The 15229-nt window shown below is 74.2% G+C and carries 17 protein-coding genes; 10 read left to right on the forward strand and 7 right to left on the reverse strand.

What is annotated here, in order from left to right; genetic code table 11:
- Nucleotides 1–386 precede the first annotated feature (386 nt).
- Entirely contained in the window at nt 387–1076 is a 690-nt protein-coding gene (locus EAH89_RS04230; protein WP_140881503.1) for a GntR family transcriptional regulator, read from the reverse strand.
- Nucleotides 1077–1156: 80 nt separating this feature from the next.
- Here EAH89_RS04230 and EAH89_RS04235 point away from each other — a divergent pair, with 80 nt between their 5' ends.
- The 4 genes from EAH89_RS04235 (at nt 1157) to EAH89_RS32995 (ending at nt 4401) form a co-directional block, all read left to right on the forward strand.
- Entirely contained in the window at nt 1157–2374 is a 1218-nt protein-coding gene (locus EAH89_RS04235; RefSeq protein ID WP_140881504.1) for a CaiB/BaiF CoA transferase family protein, read from the forward strand.
- Between the two features lie 8 nt (nt 2375–2382).
- Nucleotides 2383–3198, forward strand: a complete 816-nt coding sequence (locus EAH89_RS04240) for an enoyl-CoA hydratase (RefSeq protein WP_140881505.1) — start codon at nt 2383–2385, stop codon at nt 3196–3198.
- A 30-nt stretch (nt 3199–3228) separates the two neighbouring features.
- Nucleotides 3229–4203, forward strand: coding sequence for a Bug family tripartite tricarboxylate transporter substrate binding protein (locus tag EAH89_RS04245; RefSeq protein WP_140881506.1), 975 nt, complete (start codon nt 3229–3231; stop codon nt 4201–4203).
- Nucleotides 4204–4275: 72 nt separating this feature from the next.
- Nucleotides 4276–4401, forward strand: coding sequence for a hypothetical protein (locus EAH89_RS32995; protein ID WP_277753760.1), 126 nt, complete (start codon nt 4276–4278; stop codon nt 4399–4401).
- A 7-nt stretch (nt 4402–4408) separates the two neighbouring features.
- Here the strand turns inward: EAH89_RS32995 and rfaD are convergent, their stop codons facing one another.
- Nucleotides 4409–5392 carry an ADP-glyceromanno-heptose 6-epimerase gene (gene rfaD / locus EAH89_RS04250; RefSeq protein ID WP_140881507.1) on the reverse strand — a complete coding sequence of 328 codons (984 nt, stop codon included), beginning with the start codon at nt 5390–5392 and terminating at the stop codon, nt 4409–4411.
- A gap of 96 nt (nt 5393–5488) precedes the next feature.
- On the opposite strand from rfaD, the gene EAH89_RS04255 reads away from it, so the two are divergent.
- Nucleotides 5489–6604, forward strand: coding sequence for an AGE family epimerase/isomerase (locus EAH89_RS04255; protein ID WP_241666852.1), 1116 nt, complete (start codon nt 5489–5491; stop codon nt 6602–6604).
- Here the strand turns inward: EAH89_RS04255 and EAH89_RS04260 are convergent, their stop codons facing one another.
- Nucleotides 6605–7324 carry a M48 family metallopeptidase gene (locus EAH89_RS04260; protein ID WP_140881508.1) on the reverse strand — a complete coding sequence of 240 codons (720 nt, stop codon included), beginning with the start codon at nt 7322–7324 and terminating at the stop codon, nt 6605–6607.
- A 102-nt stretch (nt 7325–7426) separates the two neighbouring features.
- Between EAH89_RS04260 and EAH89_RS04265 the strand changes: the two genes are divergently transcribed.
- A complete protein-coding gene (locus tag EAH89_RS04265) occupies nt 7427–8530 on the forward strand; it encodes an acyltransferase family protein (RefSeq protein ID WP_161993472.1) in 1104 nt (367 codons plus the stop codon).
- Here the strand turns inward: EAH89_RS04265 and EAH89_RS04270 are convergent.
- From EAH89_RS04270 to EAH89_RS04280, 3 genes are read right to left on the reverse strand one after another with little or no spacing between them, the layout of a single operon-like run.
- On the reverse strand, nt 8511–8825 hold the full coding sequence (locus tag EAH89_RS04270) for a cupin domain-containing protein (protein ID WP_140881510.1): 315 nt from the start codon (nt 8823–8825) through the stop codon (nt 8511–8513). The genes EAH89_RS04265 and EAH89_RS04270 overlap by 20 nt on opposite strands.
- 5 nt (nt 8826–8830) lie before the next feature.
- Nucleotides 8831–9778, reverse strand: coding sequence for a dihydrodipicolinate synthase family protein (locus EAH89_RS04275; RefSeq protein WP_140881511.1), 948 nt, complete (start codon nt 9776–9778; stop codon nt 8831–8833).
- Nucleotides 9775–10299 (reverse strand): YcgN family cysteine cluster protein, encoded by a 525-nt coding sequence (locus EAH89_RS04280; protein WP_140881512.1) that lies wholly within the window; start codon nt 10297–10299, stop codon nt 9775–9777. The genes EAH89_RS04275 and EAH89_RS04280 overlap by 4 nt, the downstream gene beginning before the upstream one ends.
- A gap of 72 nt (nt 10300–10371) precedes the next feature.
- Between EAH89_RS04280 and EAH89_RS04285 the strand changes: the two genes are divergently transcribed.
- On the forward strand, nt 10372–10845 hold the full coding sequence (locus EAH89_RS04285; RefSeq protein ID WP_140881513.1) for an MmcB family DNA repair protein: 474 nt from the start codon (nt 10372–10374) through the stop codon (nt 10843–10845).
- Nucleotides 10846–10952: 107 nt separating this feature from the next.
- A complete protein-coding gene (locus tag EAH89_RS04290) occupies nt 10953–11537 on the forward strand; it encodes a DUF4142 domain-containing protein (protein WP_140881514.1) in 585 nt (194 codons plus the stop codon).
- A gap of 3 nt (nt 11538–11540) precedes the next feature.
- Here EAH89_RS04290 and EAH89_RS04295 read toward each other — a convergent pair whose 3' ends face one another.
- Nucleotides 11541–12986, reverse strand: coding sequence for a PfkB family carbohydrate kinase (locus EAH89_RS04295; protein WP_241666862.1), 1446 nt, complete (start codon nt 12984–12986; stop codon nt 11541–11543).
- A 130-nt stretch (nt 12987–13116) separates the two neighbouring features.
- Between EAH89_RS04295 and EAH89_RS04300 the strand changes: the two genes are divergently transcribed.
- Both EAH89_RS04300 and EAH89_RS04305 read left to right on the forward strand, forming a co-directional pair.
- A complete protein-coding gene (locus tag EAH89_RS04300) occupies nt 13117–14016 on the forward strand; it encodes a hypothetical protein (protein ID WP_140881515.1) in 900 nt (299 codons plus the stop codon).
- Nucleotides 14013–15200 carry a hypothetical protein gene (locus EAH89_RS04305; protein WP_140881516.1) on the forward strand — a complete coding sequence of 396 codons (1188 nt, stop codon included), beginning with the start codon at nt 14013–14015 and terminating at the stop codon, nt 15198–15200. The genes EAH89_RS04300 and EAH89_RS04305 overlap by 4 nt, the downstream gene beginning before the upstream one ends.
- The last annotated feature ends 29 nt before the right edge of the window (nt 15201–15229 follow it).

Below are 15229 nucleotides of genomic sequence, written 5' to 3' on the forward strand. Positions count from 1 at the left end.
GTTGCGATCCCGGAGGGGCCGCACCGCCAATCCGCCCCCAGCCCTGTCCGCGGCCCGCCGCACACTCTGCGGAGGCCGCCGGGTACCGTCTGGCCCTCATCCACGCGCGGCCGGAGCTCATCGTTTGTGAGGCGCCTGCGCCTTGGCGACGGTCAGGATTGGGACCAGCCCAATACGTGCCGCCGCGTCGCCTTTGGCCGAACCTACCTGTCCGGCCCGCTCGCCGCCGTACCGGAAGAGACCATGCGCCAGCCGCCTCTCTAGGCCAATCTACTCGTCCTCGGCCTGTCGCTGAACGCCCCCCTGGTGGGCGCGACAGCCAATCGCTCCCTTTCCCCGCGCCACCGCGCGCTAGGATCGGCGCGCCAAGCCGGTCCACCAGCCGCTCACCCCTCGCTCAGCGATTCAATCCAGCGCCGCTTGCCTCCCTCGGCCACATGCGCCTCCCCGAGCGCCCGGGCGCGGGCTGCATCCCCCGCGGCGACCGCCGCCAGCATCGCCCCGTGCTCCGCGTTGCTCTGCCGCATCCGGTCGGGATGGGCCAGCGACTGCTGGCGCGCGAGGTGGCTCTCCTTGATGAGCGAATCGTAAAGTCCCGAGGCGCGCCGGTGCCCGGCGGCACGGTGCAGCGCCTCGTGGAAGCGAAGGTTCTCCGCGTAGTAGCCCCCGGCCTCGCCCGAGCCGGCCATGCCCTCCATGGCCTCCACCTGGGCCCGCAGTCCCTCCAGCACGCCCGCGGGAAGCGCGCCCCGCGCCACGCGCTCGGCAATGCGGCCAAGGATGAAGCCCTGCAGCAGGGCGCGCATGTCGTAGAGCTCCGCCATCTCGGCCGGCTCCAGCCGGCGGACGCTCATCCCCTGGCCCGCCGGCCCGGCCGCGACCAGCCCGTCCCGCTCCAGCCCGCGCAGCGCCTCGCGCAGTGGCCCGCGCGAGAGGCCGAGCCGCGCCGCCAGCGCCACCTCGTTCAGCCGGGTTCCCGGCGGGATCTCGCCGGACAGGATCAGCCGCTCCACGGCCGCCCGCGCGCGCTCCGACAGGGATCCCGGTGGGGGCAGCGTGTCCATGGCCCAGGGCATCACGCCACCGCGCGTCCTGTCAACAGCCTGTTGACAGGAACGCCCCGTCCCCCCAGCCTGCGGGCAACGGAGGAGATACCATGCTCGACGCCCCGAACCCGGCCCCGGACAGCGGTGCCGCCACCGCCGGCGCGCTCGCGCGCTTCAAGGTGCTCGACCTCACCCGCGTCCGCTCCGGCCCGACCTGCGTCCGCCAGCTCGCGGACTGGGGCGCCCAGGTCGTCAAGATCGAGATGCCCGAGGGACTGGACCAGGGCGACCCCATGGGCGGCCCCCGCAACGGCCCCGACTTCCAGAACCTCCACCGCAACAAGCGCGGCCTGACCCTGAACCTGAAGTCGCCTGAGGGTGTCGCCATCCTCAAGAAGCTCGTGCGCGACGCCGACGTGGTTGTGGAGAACTTCCGGCCCGACGTGAAGGACCGCCTCGGCATCGGCTACGGTGACCTCTCGGCCGAGAACCCGCGCCTCGTCTACGCCTCCATCTCCGGCTTCGGGCAGGACGGCCCCTACGCGGGGCGGCCCGGCTTCGACCAGATTGCCCAGGGCATGGGCGGCCTCATGTCCATCACCGGCCTGCCCGGCCAGGGGCCCGTGCGCGTCGGCATCCCCATCGCCGACCTCTGCGCCGGCCTCTTCGCGGCCCAGGGCATCATGGTCGCCCTGCTGGAGCGCGAGGTCTCCGGCAAGGGCCAGTGGGTGCAGACCTCCCTCCTGCAGGCCCAGGCCTTCATGCTGGACTTCCAGGCCGCCCGCTGGCTCCAGGCCGGCGAGGTGCCAAAGCAGGCGGGGAACAACCACCCGACCTCCATCCCCACCGGCGTCTTCCGGACGAAGGACGGCCACATCAACATCGCCGCCACCGGCAATGCCATCTGGAAGCGCTTCTGCGCCGCCGCCGGCGCGCCGGAATGGCTGGAGGACCCGCGCTTCAAGGACGCGGGCTCGCGCTCGGACAACCGCGACGCGCTGAACGCCCTCATCGCCGAGAAGGTCGCCGCCCGCACGAGCGAGGACTGGGTCACCTCCCTCAACGAGGCCGGCGTGCCGGCGGGGCCGATCTACGCCATCAACGAGATGTTCGAGGACCCGCAGGTGAAGCACCTCGGCATCGCCACGACGCTCGACGACGGCGCGAAGCGGCAGACCTACGTCGCCCAGCCCATCGGCCTGTCGCGCACGCCCGCCCGCATCGCCAGCCACCCACCCGCCATCGGCGAGCACTCCGCCGAGGTGCTCCGCGAGGCCGGCTACTCCGACGACGAGATCGCGGACCTCAAGTCCCGCCAGGTGACCTAGGACCCATCATGCCCGACGCGCTCCCCCCGCCGAACCCGGCGCTTGGCACCGACAAGATGCTCCTCCGCAAGGAGGGCGGCGTCGGCTGGATGATCTTCAACAACCCCGAGCGCCATAATGCCGTCTCCATGGAGATGTGGGTGGCCGCCGAACGGATCCTGGCGGACTTCGCGGCCGACCCCGCGATCCGCGTGGTGGTCGTCACGGGCGCGGGCGGCAAGGCCTTCGTCTCCGGCGCCGACATCTCGAAGTTCGAGAGTGAGCGCTCCTCCAAGGAGGCGGTGGACGCCTACCAGGTGCAGACCGCGAAGGTTTACGACGCGCTGGCGGACTTCACGAAGCCCACCGTCGCCGCCATCCGCGGCCATTGCATCGGCGGCGGCTCCGCCCTCGCCGTCTGCTGCGACATGCGCATCTGCACGGAGCGGTCCTCCTTCGGGATCCCCGCCGCCAAGCTCGGCCTCGGCTACCCGCTCAAGGGCATCCGGCGCCTCGTCGAGATCGTCGGCCCCTCCTTCGCGAAGGAGCTCTTCTTCACCGCCAAGCGCTTCTCCGCCGAGGACGCGCGCGTCATGGGCCTGGTGAACCGCGTGGTGCCCGACGACGCGCTGGAGGCGACCATCGGCGACTACGCCTCCACCATCGCCGGCAACGCGCCGCTGACGGTCGACTCCGTGAAGGCCATCGTGCGCGAGGCGCTGAAGCCCGAGCCCGACGAGGCCCTCTGCGCCCGCCTCGTCGCCGAGTGCTTCGCCAGCGAGGACTACATCGAGGGCCGGCGCGCCTTCATGGAGAAGCGCCCGCCCCAGTTCCAGGGGCGCTGATCCAGGGCTGCCCAAGAGGGAGGGAACACGATGATCGGACGCCGCAGCCTGCTCGGCGCCGGGGGCCTCGCCCTCGCGCTGCCGGCCATTCCGGCGCGCGCGCAGGAGGCCTGGCCGAGCAAGCCCATCCGCATCGTCGTCGGCTTTGCGGCCGGCGGCGCGACGGACATCAGCACGCGCGTGATGCAGCCCAAGCTCTCCGCCCTGCTCGGCGTCCCCGTCGTGATCGAGAACCGCCCCGGCGCCGGCGGCAATCTCGCGACCGAGGTGGTGGTGCGCGCCCCGCCCGACGGCAGCACCTTCCTCATGGGCACCATCGGCGCGCTCTCGATCAACACGAGCCTCTACGCGAGCCTCCCCTTCGACCCGCAGGCGGACCTCACCCCCATCTGCATGGCCGGCAACGTGCTCAACGTGCTCGTCGTGCCGGCGGAACGCCCCTGGAAGACCGTCGCGGAGCTGCTCGCGGCCGCGAAGGCCGTGCCCGACACCATCACCTACGGCTCCTCGGGCGTCGGCGGCGCCGGGCACCTCGCGGGCGCGCTGATGGACCGCATGGCCGGCGTGAAGACCGTCCACGTCCCCTACCGCGGCGGCGGCCCGATGATCACGGACCTGATCGGCGCCAAGATCGACTACGCCTTCTCCACCGCGCCCACCGCCCTGCCGCACGTGCAGTCCGGGCGCCTGCGGATGCTCGCCGTGCCGACGCTCAAGCGCGTCCGCTCCATGCCCGATATCCCCGCCCTCGCCGAAACCCTACCGGGCTACGAGGTGCAGAACTGGTACGCTCTCGTCGGCCCCAAGGGCCTGTCGCCGGCCATCGTCGCCCGCATGAACGCCGCGATGCGGGAGGCGCTGGACGACCCCGGCGTCTCGTCGTCGCTGGAAGGGCAGGGGGTGGAGCCGATCCCCACCACCCCCGAGGAACTCGGCCGCTTCATCCGGGAGGAAGCCGAGAAATGGGCGCCGATCGTGCGCGAGACCGGCGCGCGGGTGGAATAGCGGCAGAGACCTCGGGATGCGCGGCCGGAGCGCGATGGTGACGGCGGCCGACTGCGGGCGCGCACCGGCACCGTGCCCAAGGCCGTGGCCTGCGACCAGTCCGACGCGGCCATGGTCGCCTTCCTCGCCGCCCCCGTCGCCGCCTACGTCACGGGCCAGGGCATCGCGGTGGACGGCGGCGGACAGCGTGCGGTGTGACGCGCCCTCAGCGGTAGCGGTCCCCCGCGGCGAGGAACCCCGTGACGTATCGCGCGACGCCCTCCTCCAGCGAGGTCATCGGCGCGTTGTAGCCGGCGCCGCGGAGCTTCGAGAGGTCGGCCTCCGTCCAGTACTGGTACCGGCCGCGCAGCGTCTCCGGCATCGGCACGTACTCGATGCGCGCCGGCTGGTTCAGCGCGGCGAAGACCGCCCGCGCCATGTCCGCGAAGCTGCGCGCCCCGCCCGAGCCGATGTTGTAGAGGCCTGACGGCGCGCTCCCGCGCAGCAGCCACAGCATGACGTCGCAGAGGTCGTCCACGTGGACGAAGTCGCGGGACTGCCCGCCGTCCTCGATGCCCGCGCGGTCCGAGGCGAAGAGCCGCGCGGGCTCGCCCCGCAGCGCGGCCTGCGTGATGTTGAAGGCCGCGCTCGTCATGCCGCGCTTGTGGTACTCGTTGGGCCCGTAGACGTTGAAGAACTTCAGCCCGTACCAGCGCGGAGGCACCGGCCCCCCCGCCTCCACCGCGCGCGCCACGCGGCGGTCGAAGACGTGCTTGCTCCAGCCATAGAGGTTCAGCGGCTGCAGCGTCGCCAGGAAGTCCGGCGTGTCCCGGTCGAGGAACCCCGCCTCCCCGTTCCCGTAGGTCGCGGCCGACGAGGCGTAGAGCAGCGGCACGCCCTCCCGGGCGCAGTGCCGCCACAGCAGGAGGGAGGTCGCGAAGTTGCGCTCCATCACCTCGTCGCCGTCCGCCGCCGTCGTGTCCGAGTTGGCGCCGAGGTGGATGACCGCGTCCAGCCGCGGCGCCCCGGCCAGCCAGGCGCGCAGCCCGTCGATCGGCACGAAGTCCGCGAATTCGTGCCGCCGCAGGTTCCGCCACTTGTCGCCGGTGCCCAGCGCGTCGCAGATCACCACCTCCGTCATGCCGGCCTCGTTGAGCCGCGCGAGCAGGTTGGACCCGATGAACCCCGCGGCCCCCGTCAGCAGTATCACGACGCAGCACTCCTCGATCGCCGGGCGGACCCTTTTACAGCCCCGGCCGGGCGGCACCACCCCGCGCCCGCCCGGGCGCCCCGCGGAGCCCGGCCGGTGACTACCGCCCCCCCGCGCCCGCTGACGGAATGGCTGCGCGACGCCGCCTGGCCCCTCTGGCTGGAGCACGGCGTGGACTGGGCGCGCGGCGGCTTCAACGAGAGCCTCGACCCGCGGACGCGGCAGAGCACCGCCCCCTTCCGCCGCCTCCGCGTCGCGGCCCGCCAGGTCTACGTCTTCACCGAGGCCCAGGCCCTCGGCCTCCCGCGCGCGGCCGAGGCGGTGGAACTCGGCGTCGCCTTCCTGCGCACCCGCGCCCGGCAGCCCGAGGGCGGCTACGCCCGCTGCTTCGACCTCGAGGGCCGGGTCACGGACGCCCATCGCGACCTCTACGACCACGCCTTCGTCCTGCTCGCCCTCGCGAGCGCGGCACGCCTCCTGCCCGCGCCGCCGCTGCGGCGGGAGGCCCTGGACCTGCTCGGCTACCTCGACGCCCGCCTCGCCCACCCTCTCGGCGGCTACGCGGAGGGCCTCCCGCCCAGCCTGCCGCGCCGCCAGAACCCGCACATGCACCTGCTGGAGGCGTTCCTGGCCGCGGCCGAAGCCTTCGGCGACGACCTCTTCCTCCATCGCGCGACGGCCTTGGTGGAGCTCTTCCTCACGCGCCTGCGCGACGCCCGCACCGGCACTCTGCCGGAATACTATGCCGACGACTGGACCCCCCTCCGCGAGGAGGGGCGGCATGTCCTGGAGCCCGGCCACCACTGCGAATGGGCCTGGCTCCTCGACTGGCACGCCCGCCTGGTGCCGGAACGGGGGGCAACCGGCGCCGCCGGTCCCCTCCTGGACTTCGTGGACCGCCACGGCATCAACCCGCGCCTCGGCACCCTCCGGGACGAGCTCTGGAGCGACGGCACGGTGCGAAGCGCCGGCTCGCGCCTCTGGCCGCAGACCGAGCGCCTGAAGTCTGAGGCCCTGCGCACCGGGGCCACGCCGGAGGGCCGCGCCCGCGCCGAGGTCGCCCTTCGCCGCCATCTCGACGGCGCCCCGCCCGGCCTCTGGCACGAGCGCCTGGACGAAATGGGGGACCCGAGTGGCGAGCCCGCCCCCGCCAGCAGCCTCTATCACCTCACCGCCGGCATCCTCTTCGCCGACCGGCCGCGGGGCGCCTGATCACCCCACGCGCAGCAGCGTCGGCCCGTTCCGCCGCAGCCAGTCCTGCGCGGCCTCGCGATGCGGCGTCAGCCGGGCGACATGAGCCCAGAACCGGTCGGAGTGGTTCAACTCCCGCAGGTGCCCGACCTCGTGCGCGACGACGTAGTCGAGCACCCAGTCCGGCGCCATGACCAGCCGCCAGGAGAAGGCCAATGTCCCGTCCGGCGCGCAGCTTCCCCAGCGGGAGCGGGTGTCCTTCAGCACGATCCGCTTGATCTTCACCCCCAGCGAGGCCGCGTGCCCCGCCGCCAGCACCGCGATCCGCCGCTTGGCCTCGGCCTTGAGGAAATCCCCCACCCGCCGCGTGAGGAACGCCTTGTCCCCGGCCACCACGATCTCCCCCTGCCAGAGGATCGCCGGCCCCCGCGCCGCCGGATCGTGCCGGATGACGTGCGGCAGCCCGCCGAGCGGCACCGCCTGTCCCTCCGCCAGCGGCACAGCCGGCGCCAGGCTGCCCAGCCGCTCCTTCACCCAGGCGGCATGGGTGTTGAGCAGCGCCATCCCCGCCCGCCGGCCGGAGCGCGGCGGCAGGGTCACCACCACCTCCCCCGCGCGGGGATCGATCCGCAGCGAGACCCGGCGCGCCCGCGCCGAACGGTTCCAGCGCACCGGCGTTGGCGTTGGCAGGGCCAAGGGATGGGCGCGCAGGGGAACGACCTCGGTCTCGTTATGTTCCATTCCAAGAGAATGGACCCTGGGTGGGGTCGGGTTCAACGACTTGACAGAGACAAGGATGACCGCGTGGACCACGCGCCACCAAAAGCGGGCAAAATCATTGCCTTGGGCGGCCCATCCTCCCGGATCGCCTTCGCCCACGGCCTGCGCGGCCTGGCCGCCCTCTCGGTCCTGCTGAGCCACTACACCCAGCACTTCTGGACCAACCGCCCGACCGCCGCCGCCTTCCTGGGCGCCCCCGCCTGGGACGGGCCGGCCCCCGCCGTCCTCGCCCTCCACGCCGCCCTCCCGCCGGGCTTCGCCGGTCATTTCGGGGTGGCGGTGTTCTTCCTGATCAGCGGCTTCGTCGTCCCGCTCTCCCTGGTCGGCCGGGGCAGGACGGGCTTCGCGCTCGGCCGGGCGCTGCGGATCTGGCCGACCTACGCGGCCGGCTTTGCCGTCACCACGGCCGCCGTCTGGCTCTGCGCCCGCCACTTCGGCAATCCCGTGCCCTTCGGCCCCGCCCAGTGGCTGGCCCACCTCGCCTTCCTGCAGGACGTGCTGGGCCTGGGCACGATCGACGGCATCAGCTGGACGCTCGCCATCGAGGTCCGCTTCTACCTTCTCTGCCTGCTGATCGCCCCCGCGCTACGGTTAGGGCGGGTGCGGCCGCTCCTCGCCACCGGCCTCGCGCTGACGGGCCTCGCCGCCCTGGCCGGCACCGTTACCTGGGGACCAGGGGGGCAAATGGCCTTCGAGGAACTGGCGCTCAGCGCGCAGATGATCACCTACATGCTCGTCGGCACCGTCTTCGCCGCCCGCCACCGCGGCACGGCGGGGCAGGGAGCCTGCCTCGGCGCCGGCGCCGCGCTCCTCGCGCTCTTCGCCCTGCAATGGGCCGGCGGCATCATGGGCTTCCAGACCCTGCCCGGGCTGACCGCCTACGGCTGCGCGCTCCTGCTCTTCGGCGGCCTGTTCCTCCTCCGCCACCGCATCCGCCGCGTGCCGGCGCCGCTCGACGCGCTCGCCCGCGTCAGCTACCCGCTCTACGTCGTGCACGCGGTCGCCGGCTACGCGGTCCTGCGCCTGCTGCTGGAGGCCGGCACGCCGCCCGGCGCCGCCATCCTCGCCACCACCGCCCTCGCGCTCGCCGCCGCGGCGCTGCTGCACGCCCTCGTGGAGGTCCCGACCCAGCGGGCGGGGCACCGGGTCAGCCGGGGTGCGCCTTGAACTCGATCTCCACGAAGGAGAAGGGCTCGGTGCCGCCGTTGACCACGTTGTGCTCCACCCCCGGCGGGCGGGCGTAGGACACGCCCGCGCGGATCGTCGCCTCGCGCGTCGCCCCGCCCGGCTCCTCCAGCGTCATCGTCCCGTCCGTCACGGGCACGACGAGATAGGCCCAGCCGTGCCGGTGCCACCCCGTCTCCGCGCCGGGCGGGAAGTCCCAGCGCGTGACGCGGGAGGTCTCGTCGTCCACCTGCACCGTCGAGACGGCGGGGACGCGGCAGCGCAGCGCCTCGGACACCCCGCTCACTCCGCCGCCAGCGACAGGCCGTGCTCGGCCAGGCCGGGCAGGGGCAGGGCGCCGGTGCCCTCCCAGGCCGCCCAGACGGCGTCGGCCTGCGCGGGGGAGAGGCGCGTGTTCGGCGGGCGGATGTGGCGCCAAGCCTCGTCGCCGGTGCTGCGCGCCAGCACCTCGCGCAGCCCCGCGATCAGCGGCACGGAGCTGGCCGCGGCGCGCCCGGCGTTCAGCACCGCCTGCGCCGCGTCCGCCTCCGGCCCGCTCCGCTTCGCGTAGACCACCTGGGAGAAGCGGGCGACGATGTTGGCCGCGGCCGTGATGCAGCCGGCCGCGCCAATGCCCAGCATCCGCTGCAGCAGGTTGTCCGCGCCCGGGTAGACCTCGAAGCCGCGGCTGGCGAAGGCCTTGATGAAGCCCTCGGCCTGCGCCGGGTCGCCCGTGCTGTCCTTCACGCCCCGCACCACGCCCGGGAAGGCCTCCAGCAGCCGCCCGATGAGCGGAACCGTCAGCGGCACGGCGGACTGGGCGGGGAAGTGGTAGAGATAGACCGCGAGCCCGCCGCCGATCCGCTCGATCACCTCGGAGAAGTAGGCGTAGAGCCCCTCCTCGCTCGGGTTCTTGTAGTAGAAGGGCGGCAGCAGCAGCACGCCGGGGCAGCCGAGCTCGCGCGCGTGCCGCGACAGCTCCACCGTGTCGGAGAGATTGGTGGTGCCGGTGCCGGGCATGAGCCGCGTCACCGGCACGTCGTTCTGCACGAGGGATTCCAGGATCACCCGGCGCTCGCCCAGCCCGAAGGAATTCGCCTCCCCCGTCGTGCCCAGCACGCCCAGCCCGTCGCAGCCATTCGCCAGCAGCCACTTCGCGTGGGCGGCGGTGCGGACATGGTCGGGCGAGAGGTCGGCGTGCATCGCCGTGATCAGGGCGGCGTTCACCCCGCCGTAGAGCGCCTTGGTCATCCGGTCTTCCTCCTCCTGGTGGGCGCGGCGGGGTCCGCCGCCTTGGGGCCGCCGCGCCGGCCGGGCAACCGCGGCGGCCAGCGCCCCGGCCAGGACACGACATGGTCCTCCAGCGCCCCGGCGTCGCGCTCCGAGACCACGCGCCCGCGGACCGAGATGCCGGCCCGGTGGACGCTTTCCGGATCCCCCGAGACCAGCGGGTGCCAGTCCGGCAGGTCCTCGCCGCGGGCGAGAAGGTGGTAGGCGCAGGTCGGCGGCAGCCAGTCGAGCGCCGGCACCATCTTCGCCTTCAGCTGCACGCAATCCGGCACGTGGTCGCGCCGGTTGGCGTAGTCGCGGCAGCCGCAGCCCTGGGTGTCGAGCATCCGGCAGGCCACGTTGGTGAAGTGAACCTCCTCCGTGTCCTCGTCGCGGATCTTGTGCAGGCAGCAGCGGCCGCAGCCGTCGCAGAGGGATTCCCACTCGGTCCGCGTCATCGCGGAGAGGGACTTCCGCTTCCAGAAAGGTCGTTCGTCGGGCACCCCCCTCCCTACACCGCCGGGAAGCGGCACGGGAAGCTTGACCTCCCTCACGTCTCGGCGTGAATCCGGCCCATGCCGCTGGACCTCTCCATCCCCGAGCGCACGGCCACCACCTGCCGCGCCGCCATGCGCTTCTGCGCCCGCCACCGCTGGGCCCCCCTCGCCGAGATGCCCATCCCCTGCGGCCGGCGCCTCGACATCATGGCGCTCACCCCCGAGGGCTGCCTCTTCGCCATCGAGGTGAAGTCCGGCCCGCGCGACTTCCTCTCCGACAACAAGTGGCACGAGTACCGGGACTGGTGCGACCGCCTCTACTTCGCCGTCGACTGCGACTTCCCCCAGGAACTCATCCCCGAGGAGATCGGCCTCATCGTCAGCGACGGCTTCGACGCCGTGATGGTGCGCGACACCGAGCACCGCGCGCTCGCCGGCGCCCGCCGCAAGTCGCTCATGCACCGCTACGCCGTGCTGGCCGCGGGGCGGCTGGCCGCGCTCTGCGATCCCGTGGGCTCCCAGGAGATGCGCGCGGCCCTGCTCTGCGAGTGAGGGGGCCGGGCACCCCCTTCCGGTGGGAGCGGTGATTCTGCCCTACGGAACCACGACCCGCCGCCGCCGTTCCTTCTCCGAGCCCCACACTCGGAGATTGCCACCCCATGAACCGCCGCACCGTCCCCTTCGCCCTCGCGGGCGCCGCCCTGCTTCCCGTCCTCGCGCCCAGCCTGGCCCAGGCCCAGGGCAACTCCCCCCGCGCCGACGTGACCCCCGAGAACCTCGCCATCGTCCCGCCCGAGCGCCTGGCGCGGATGCTCTACGAGACCGGCGCCTTCTCCCACGCCACCGCCGAGATCGGCGCCGAGAAGGCGACCAACCCGGACGTGAAGCGCTTCGCCCAGTTCGAGATCCAGGAGCAGGAGGGCGTCGTCCAGGCCATGAAGCTGGCCGGCCACGACTTCCCTAAGGCCAGCCTCGGCAACGACCGCGGCAAGGCAATCGAGAGCCTGCGCGCCGCGAGCGGCCCCGACTTCGAGCGCCTGTTCCTTGAGGTTCAGGAGCGCGGCCACCAGGAGCTTCTCAGCCTCACCAGCGCCGTCATGGAGAGCCGCTCCCCGGCGCCCGACAAGATCGCGGCCACCCTCTCGAACAACTCGATCAAGGAGCACCTGATCCTCATCGGGATGCTGCGCGGCCAGGTGGTCCGGCCCGGCCAGCAGCCGGACTCGCCGCCCTCCGGCCGGTAGCCCTCAGTCCTGCAGGCTGGCGACCGCGGCCCCGTCCTCGGGAAGCAATGCGGCCAAGCGGATGATGCCGCCCCATTCCGGCGCCAGCGTCGCGCCGACCACGTCCTCGAGGCGGTGGTCGGCGCCCTTGATCAGCACGTCCGGCCGGATCGCCTCCACCAGGGGCAGCAGCCCGTCGTCCTCGAAGGAGGTGACGAGATCCACGGCGGAAAGCGAGGCGAGCGCCGCCGCCCGCACCGCCTCCGCCTGCACGGGGCGCGTCGGCCCCTTCAGGCGGCGGATCGCCTCGTCCGACCGGACCCCCACGACCAGCCGGTCGCACCACCGCCGCGCCTGCTCCAGCAGGTGGAGGTGGCCCGGGCTGAGAAGGTCGAAGGAGCCGTCGGCGAAGCCCACGCGCCAGCCGTGGCGCCGCCAGCGCTCGGCCTGCTCCGCCGCGCGCAGCCGGGTGACGATCTTGCGCAGCGCCCCGCGCTCGGCGCCTAGTGACTCCAGGATGTCGGCGTCGCGCGCGACCGCCGTGCCCATCTTCCCGACCACGAGCCCGGCGGCCATGTTCGACAGCCGCGCCGCGACCGGCAGCGGCAGGCCGGCCGCCATTCCCGCGGCCACCAGGGCCGCGACCGTGTCGCCGGCCCCCGCGACGTCCGCCACCTCCAGCGCCTCCGCGTGGAAGTGGTGGACCTCCGCGCCGTCGAGCAGCGTCATGCCCTCCCGCCCGCGCGTCACGAGCACCGCGGCGATGCCGTGCCGCTGCATCAGCGCGCGCGCCGCGGCGATCAGCCCCGCCTCGCTCTCGATGTCCATCCCCGTCGCCGCCCGCAGCTCCGCCCGGTTCGGGGTGATGAGGTCCGCGCCGGCGTAGATGCCGTGCTCGCCGCCGTGCGGATCGACCACCACGCGCCGCCCGGCCGCGCGCGCCGCGGCGATGAGGCGCTGCGGCACGTCCCCCGCCAGCACGCCCTTCCCGTAGTCCGACAGGATCATGACCTTGGTGGCCGCGATCGTGTCCTGGGCGATCCGCACCATCCGGTCCGCCAGCCGCGGGTGGATGGGCCGCGCCACCTCGTGGTCGGCCCGCATCAGGTGCTGGCCGGAGGCGATGAAGCGCGTCTTCGTCGTCGTGGCCCGCCCGCCCTGCACCAGCAGCCAGGGCTCCACCCCGGGCTGCCCGCCGATCAGGCCCGTCAGCTCCGACCCCGCCTGGTCGTCGCCCACCACCGAGAGGAAGGCGACGGAGGCGCCAAGAGCCGTGAGGTTCCGCACCACGTTGCCGGCGCCGCCCGGCGTCGCCACCTCGCGGTCCACCGTCAGCACGGGCACCGGCGCCTCGGGCGAGATGCGGGTCACCGTGCCATAGACGGTGCGGTCCAGCATGGCGTCCCCCACCACGAGGACCGACGCGCGGCGCAGGGTGCGCACGGCCTCCGAGAGGTCGGCGCTGGCCATGGTGGGGCGTGGGGTCTCTGGCGCGGGGCCGTTCATCGCTTCGGCGTAGCCCGCCGCCGGGTCGGGTGGCAACCGGCCGATGCGCGCGGTCACCGCGGGTTAACCCTCTTCGGCCAGAATCGGCCGCTCGATGACCCCCGCACCGCACCCGGCCCAGGATGGGCCACCGCTCGCGGCGCTGCTCTTCCGTCCCGGCCCCGGCCTCGCGCCCGAGGCCCACCGGGTGGCGCGCGCGCTGCTGGAGGACGCCGCCCGCAACCGCGGCGGCCGCGTCTCCTCGGCCGAGGACGGCGCCTGGCGCCTCGTCGCCGCCCAGCCCGCGCTCGAGATGGCCCGCCGAGCCCTCGCCGCCGTCCTCCACGGCCGCGACGCCGCCCTCCTCACGGAAACGATCACCGCCCCCGCCGCGCCCCTGGTCCCTTCCACCGGACTGGAGGCGATGCTCGGCGCCACCCCGCTCGAGGGGCTTCTGGAACGCCGCCCCATCCTGGGCTTCGGCCCGGGCGGGGAGCTGCGCCCCATGGGCCAGCGCGCGCTGCCCGCCGCGGCCGCGATCCGCTCGGTGCTCGGCGCCCGCTGGGCCGGCGCGCCGTGGCAGGCGCACGCGCACGACGTGGTTGCCCGCCGGGCCCTCGCCCTCGCGCCCCCTTCCGCCGACCCTCTGCACCTCGACCTCCCGCCCGAGGCCCTGCCCGTCGCCGTGGAGAACCTCCTCCCCCTGCTTCCGGCGCGGGCGCTCGCCCGCCCGCCGGCGGGGCGCCACGGCGTGGCCGACCTGCCGGCCTCCCTGCTTTCTTTGCTCAACCCGGCCCATCTTCCGGGAGAGGCGCTGCACCTCGCCTTCGACCCCGCCCTCGACGACCTGCCGGGGGATTTCTGGCAGGCTCTCAACCCCGCGCGGGTGGTGCTGGAGGGCGTGGCCGACGCCGAGGCCCTCTCCTGGGGCCTCGCCCGCGGCATCCTTCGCTTCGCGGGCCCCTGGCCGAACCGCCTCATGGCCGCGCGCCGCCGGCAGGGCGCCGCCGGATGACGGCCGCCCCCTCCGTCGCACCGCCGCCCCTGCGCGGCGCCAGGGTCCACGCCATGCCGGTGGACCCGCCCCCTCTCACCGGGCCGGACGGCGGCGCGGCGGAGCTCGCCGCCCTCGTGCGCGTCTGCCTCGCCTCCGGCGCGGTGCGCGACGTGCTCTGGCTGCGCCTCTCCGACCTTCCCCGCGGCCTCGACCGCCCGCATCACCGCCGCCTCCTGCGGGAGGCCCTGGCCCTGCCGCAGCACGCCCGCCGCGCCCGGGTCTTCCACCTGCCGAACGGCGACATGGCCGTGGCGACCGCCCCGCCCGACACGCTCCGCCCCGCGGTCCTCCGCGTGCTCGACGGCGCGGTGGACGACGCCGCCGTCGCCGCGGTCGTCCGCGGGCTGCGCCTGCCCGAGCAGTCCGGCGCCCTGCTGGCCGCGCTGGAGGAAAGCCTCGGCCTCGTCCCCGCCGCGCCGCCCCCCGCGCCGGCGATGCCCCCGCTCACCGCGGAGGAGCTCGCCCCGGTCCTGCCCGTGCTCCTCCGCGCCGACCCCGCCCCCTATCTCCGCCGCCAGCCCGTCTGCCGCCTCGCGCCGGAAGGGGAGTCGGGCGTCGTCGCGGAATCGGTCGCCCCCATGCCCGGCGCCCTGCGGGACCGGCTGCTTCCGGGCCGCGACCTCGACGCCGTGCCGGCCCTCACGGCGCAGCTTCGCCTGCATCTCGAGCTGCGGATGCTCGCCGGGGTCGCACGGCCGGAATGGCTGGCCTCCCCGCGCCCGCTGCACCTGTCCCTCTCCGTCGCGGCCCTCACCTCCGACGCCTTCCTCGCGCTGGACGGCCGCTTGCCGCGCGCGGTCCGGCCGATGCTCACCCTTGCCGTCCCGGCGGCGGAGGTGCTGGCCGATCCCGCCGGCTTCGCGCTCGGCCGCGATCTCGCGGTCAGCCGGGGCTACGTCCTGGCGCTGGAGGCCGCCGGCGGCGAGGTGCTGGCCCTGCTGGACCCCGCGCGGCTGGGCGCGCGGGTCGTCCGCCTCGCCTGGACCGACGCCCTCCCGGCCAACCCTCCCCCCGCCGGCGTGCTCCAGGAGGTTTCGGTGGTGATGACCGGCGCGGACCGCGCCGCGGCCGTCGCCTGGGGGTGGGAGAACGGCGTCACCCTCTTCCAGGGGCGGGCCACGGACCGGCACCTGCGCCGCTGAGGCCCGGCCGGCCCTGGCGAGGCGCCGCC

Source organism: Muricoccus nepalensis, from assembly GCF_006438825.1.
In the GTDB taxonomy this organism is placed as follows: domain Bacteria; phylum Pseudomonadota; class Alphaproteobacteria; order Acetobacterales; family Acetobacteraceae; genus Roseomonas; species Roseomonas nepalensis.

Excerpts from the sequence above, each read along its gene's own strand:
- EAH89_RS04230 (WP_140881503.1), bottom strand. The coding sequence starts at position 1,076 with ATGCCCTGGGCCATGGACACGCTGCCCCCACCGGGATCCCTGTCGGAG.
- EAH89_RS04235 (WP_140881504.1), top strand. The coding sequence starts at position 1,157 with ATGCTCGACGCCCCGAACCCGGCCCCGGACAGCGGTGCCGCCACCGCC.
- EAH89_RS04240 (WP_140881505.1), top strand. The coding sequence starts at position 2,383 with ATGCCCGACGCGCTCCCCCCGCCGAACCCGGCGCTTGGCACCGACAAG.
- EAH89_RS04245 (WP_140881506.1), top strand. The coding sequence starts at position 3,229 with ATGATCGGACGCCGCAGCCTGCTCGGCGCCGGGGGCCTCGCCCTCGCG.
- EAH89_RS04260 (WP_140881508.1), bottom strand. The coding sequence starts at position 7,324 with ATGGAACATAACGAGACCGAGGTCGTTCCCCTGCGCGCCCATCCCTTG.
- EAH89_RS04275 (WP_140881511.1), bottom strand. The coding sequence starts at position 9,778 with ATGACCAAGGCGCTCTACGGCGGGGTGAACGCCGCCCTGATCACGGCG.
- EAH89_RS04285 (WP_140881513.1), top strand. The coding sequence starts at position 10,372 with ATGCCGCTGGACCTCTCCATCCCCGAGCGCACGGCCACCACCTGCCGC.
- EAH89_RS04290 (WP_140881514.1), top strand. The coding sequence starts at position 10,953 with ATGAACCGCCGCACCGTCCCCTTCGCCCTCGCGGGCGCCGCCCTGCTT.
- EAH89_RS04295 (WP_241666862.1), bottom strand. The coding sequence starts at position 12,986 with ATGGCCAGCGCCGACCTCTCGGAGGCCGTGCGCACCCTGCGCCGCGCG.
- EAH89_RS04300 (WP_140881515.1), top strand. The coding sequence starts at position 13,117 with ATGACCCCCGCACCGCACCCGGCCCAGGATGGGCCACCGCTCGCGGCG.
- EAH89_RS04305 (WP_140881516.1), top strand. The coding sequence starts at position 14,013 with ATGACGGCCGCCCCCTCCGTCGCACCGCCGCCCCTGCGCGGCGCCAGG.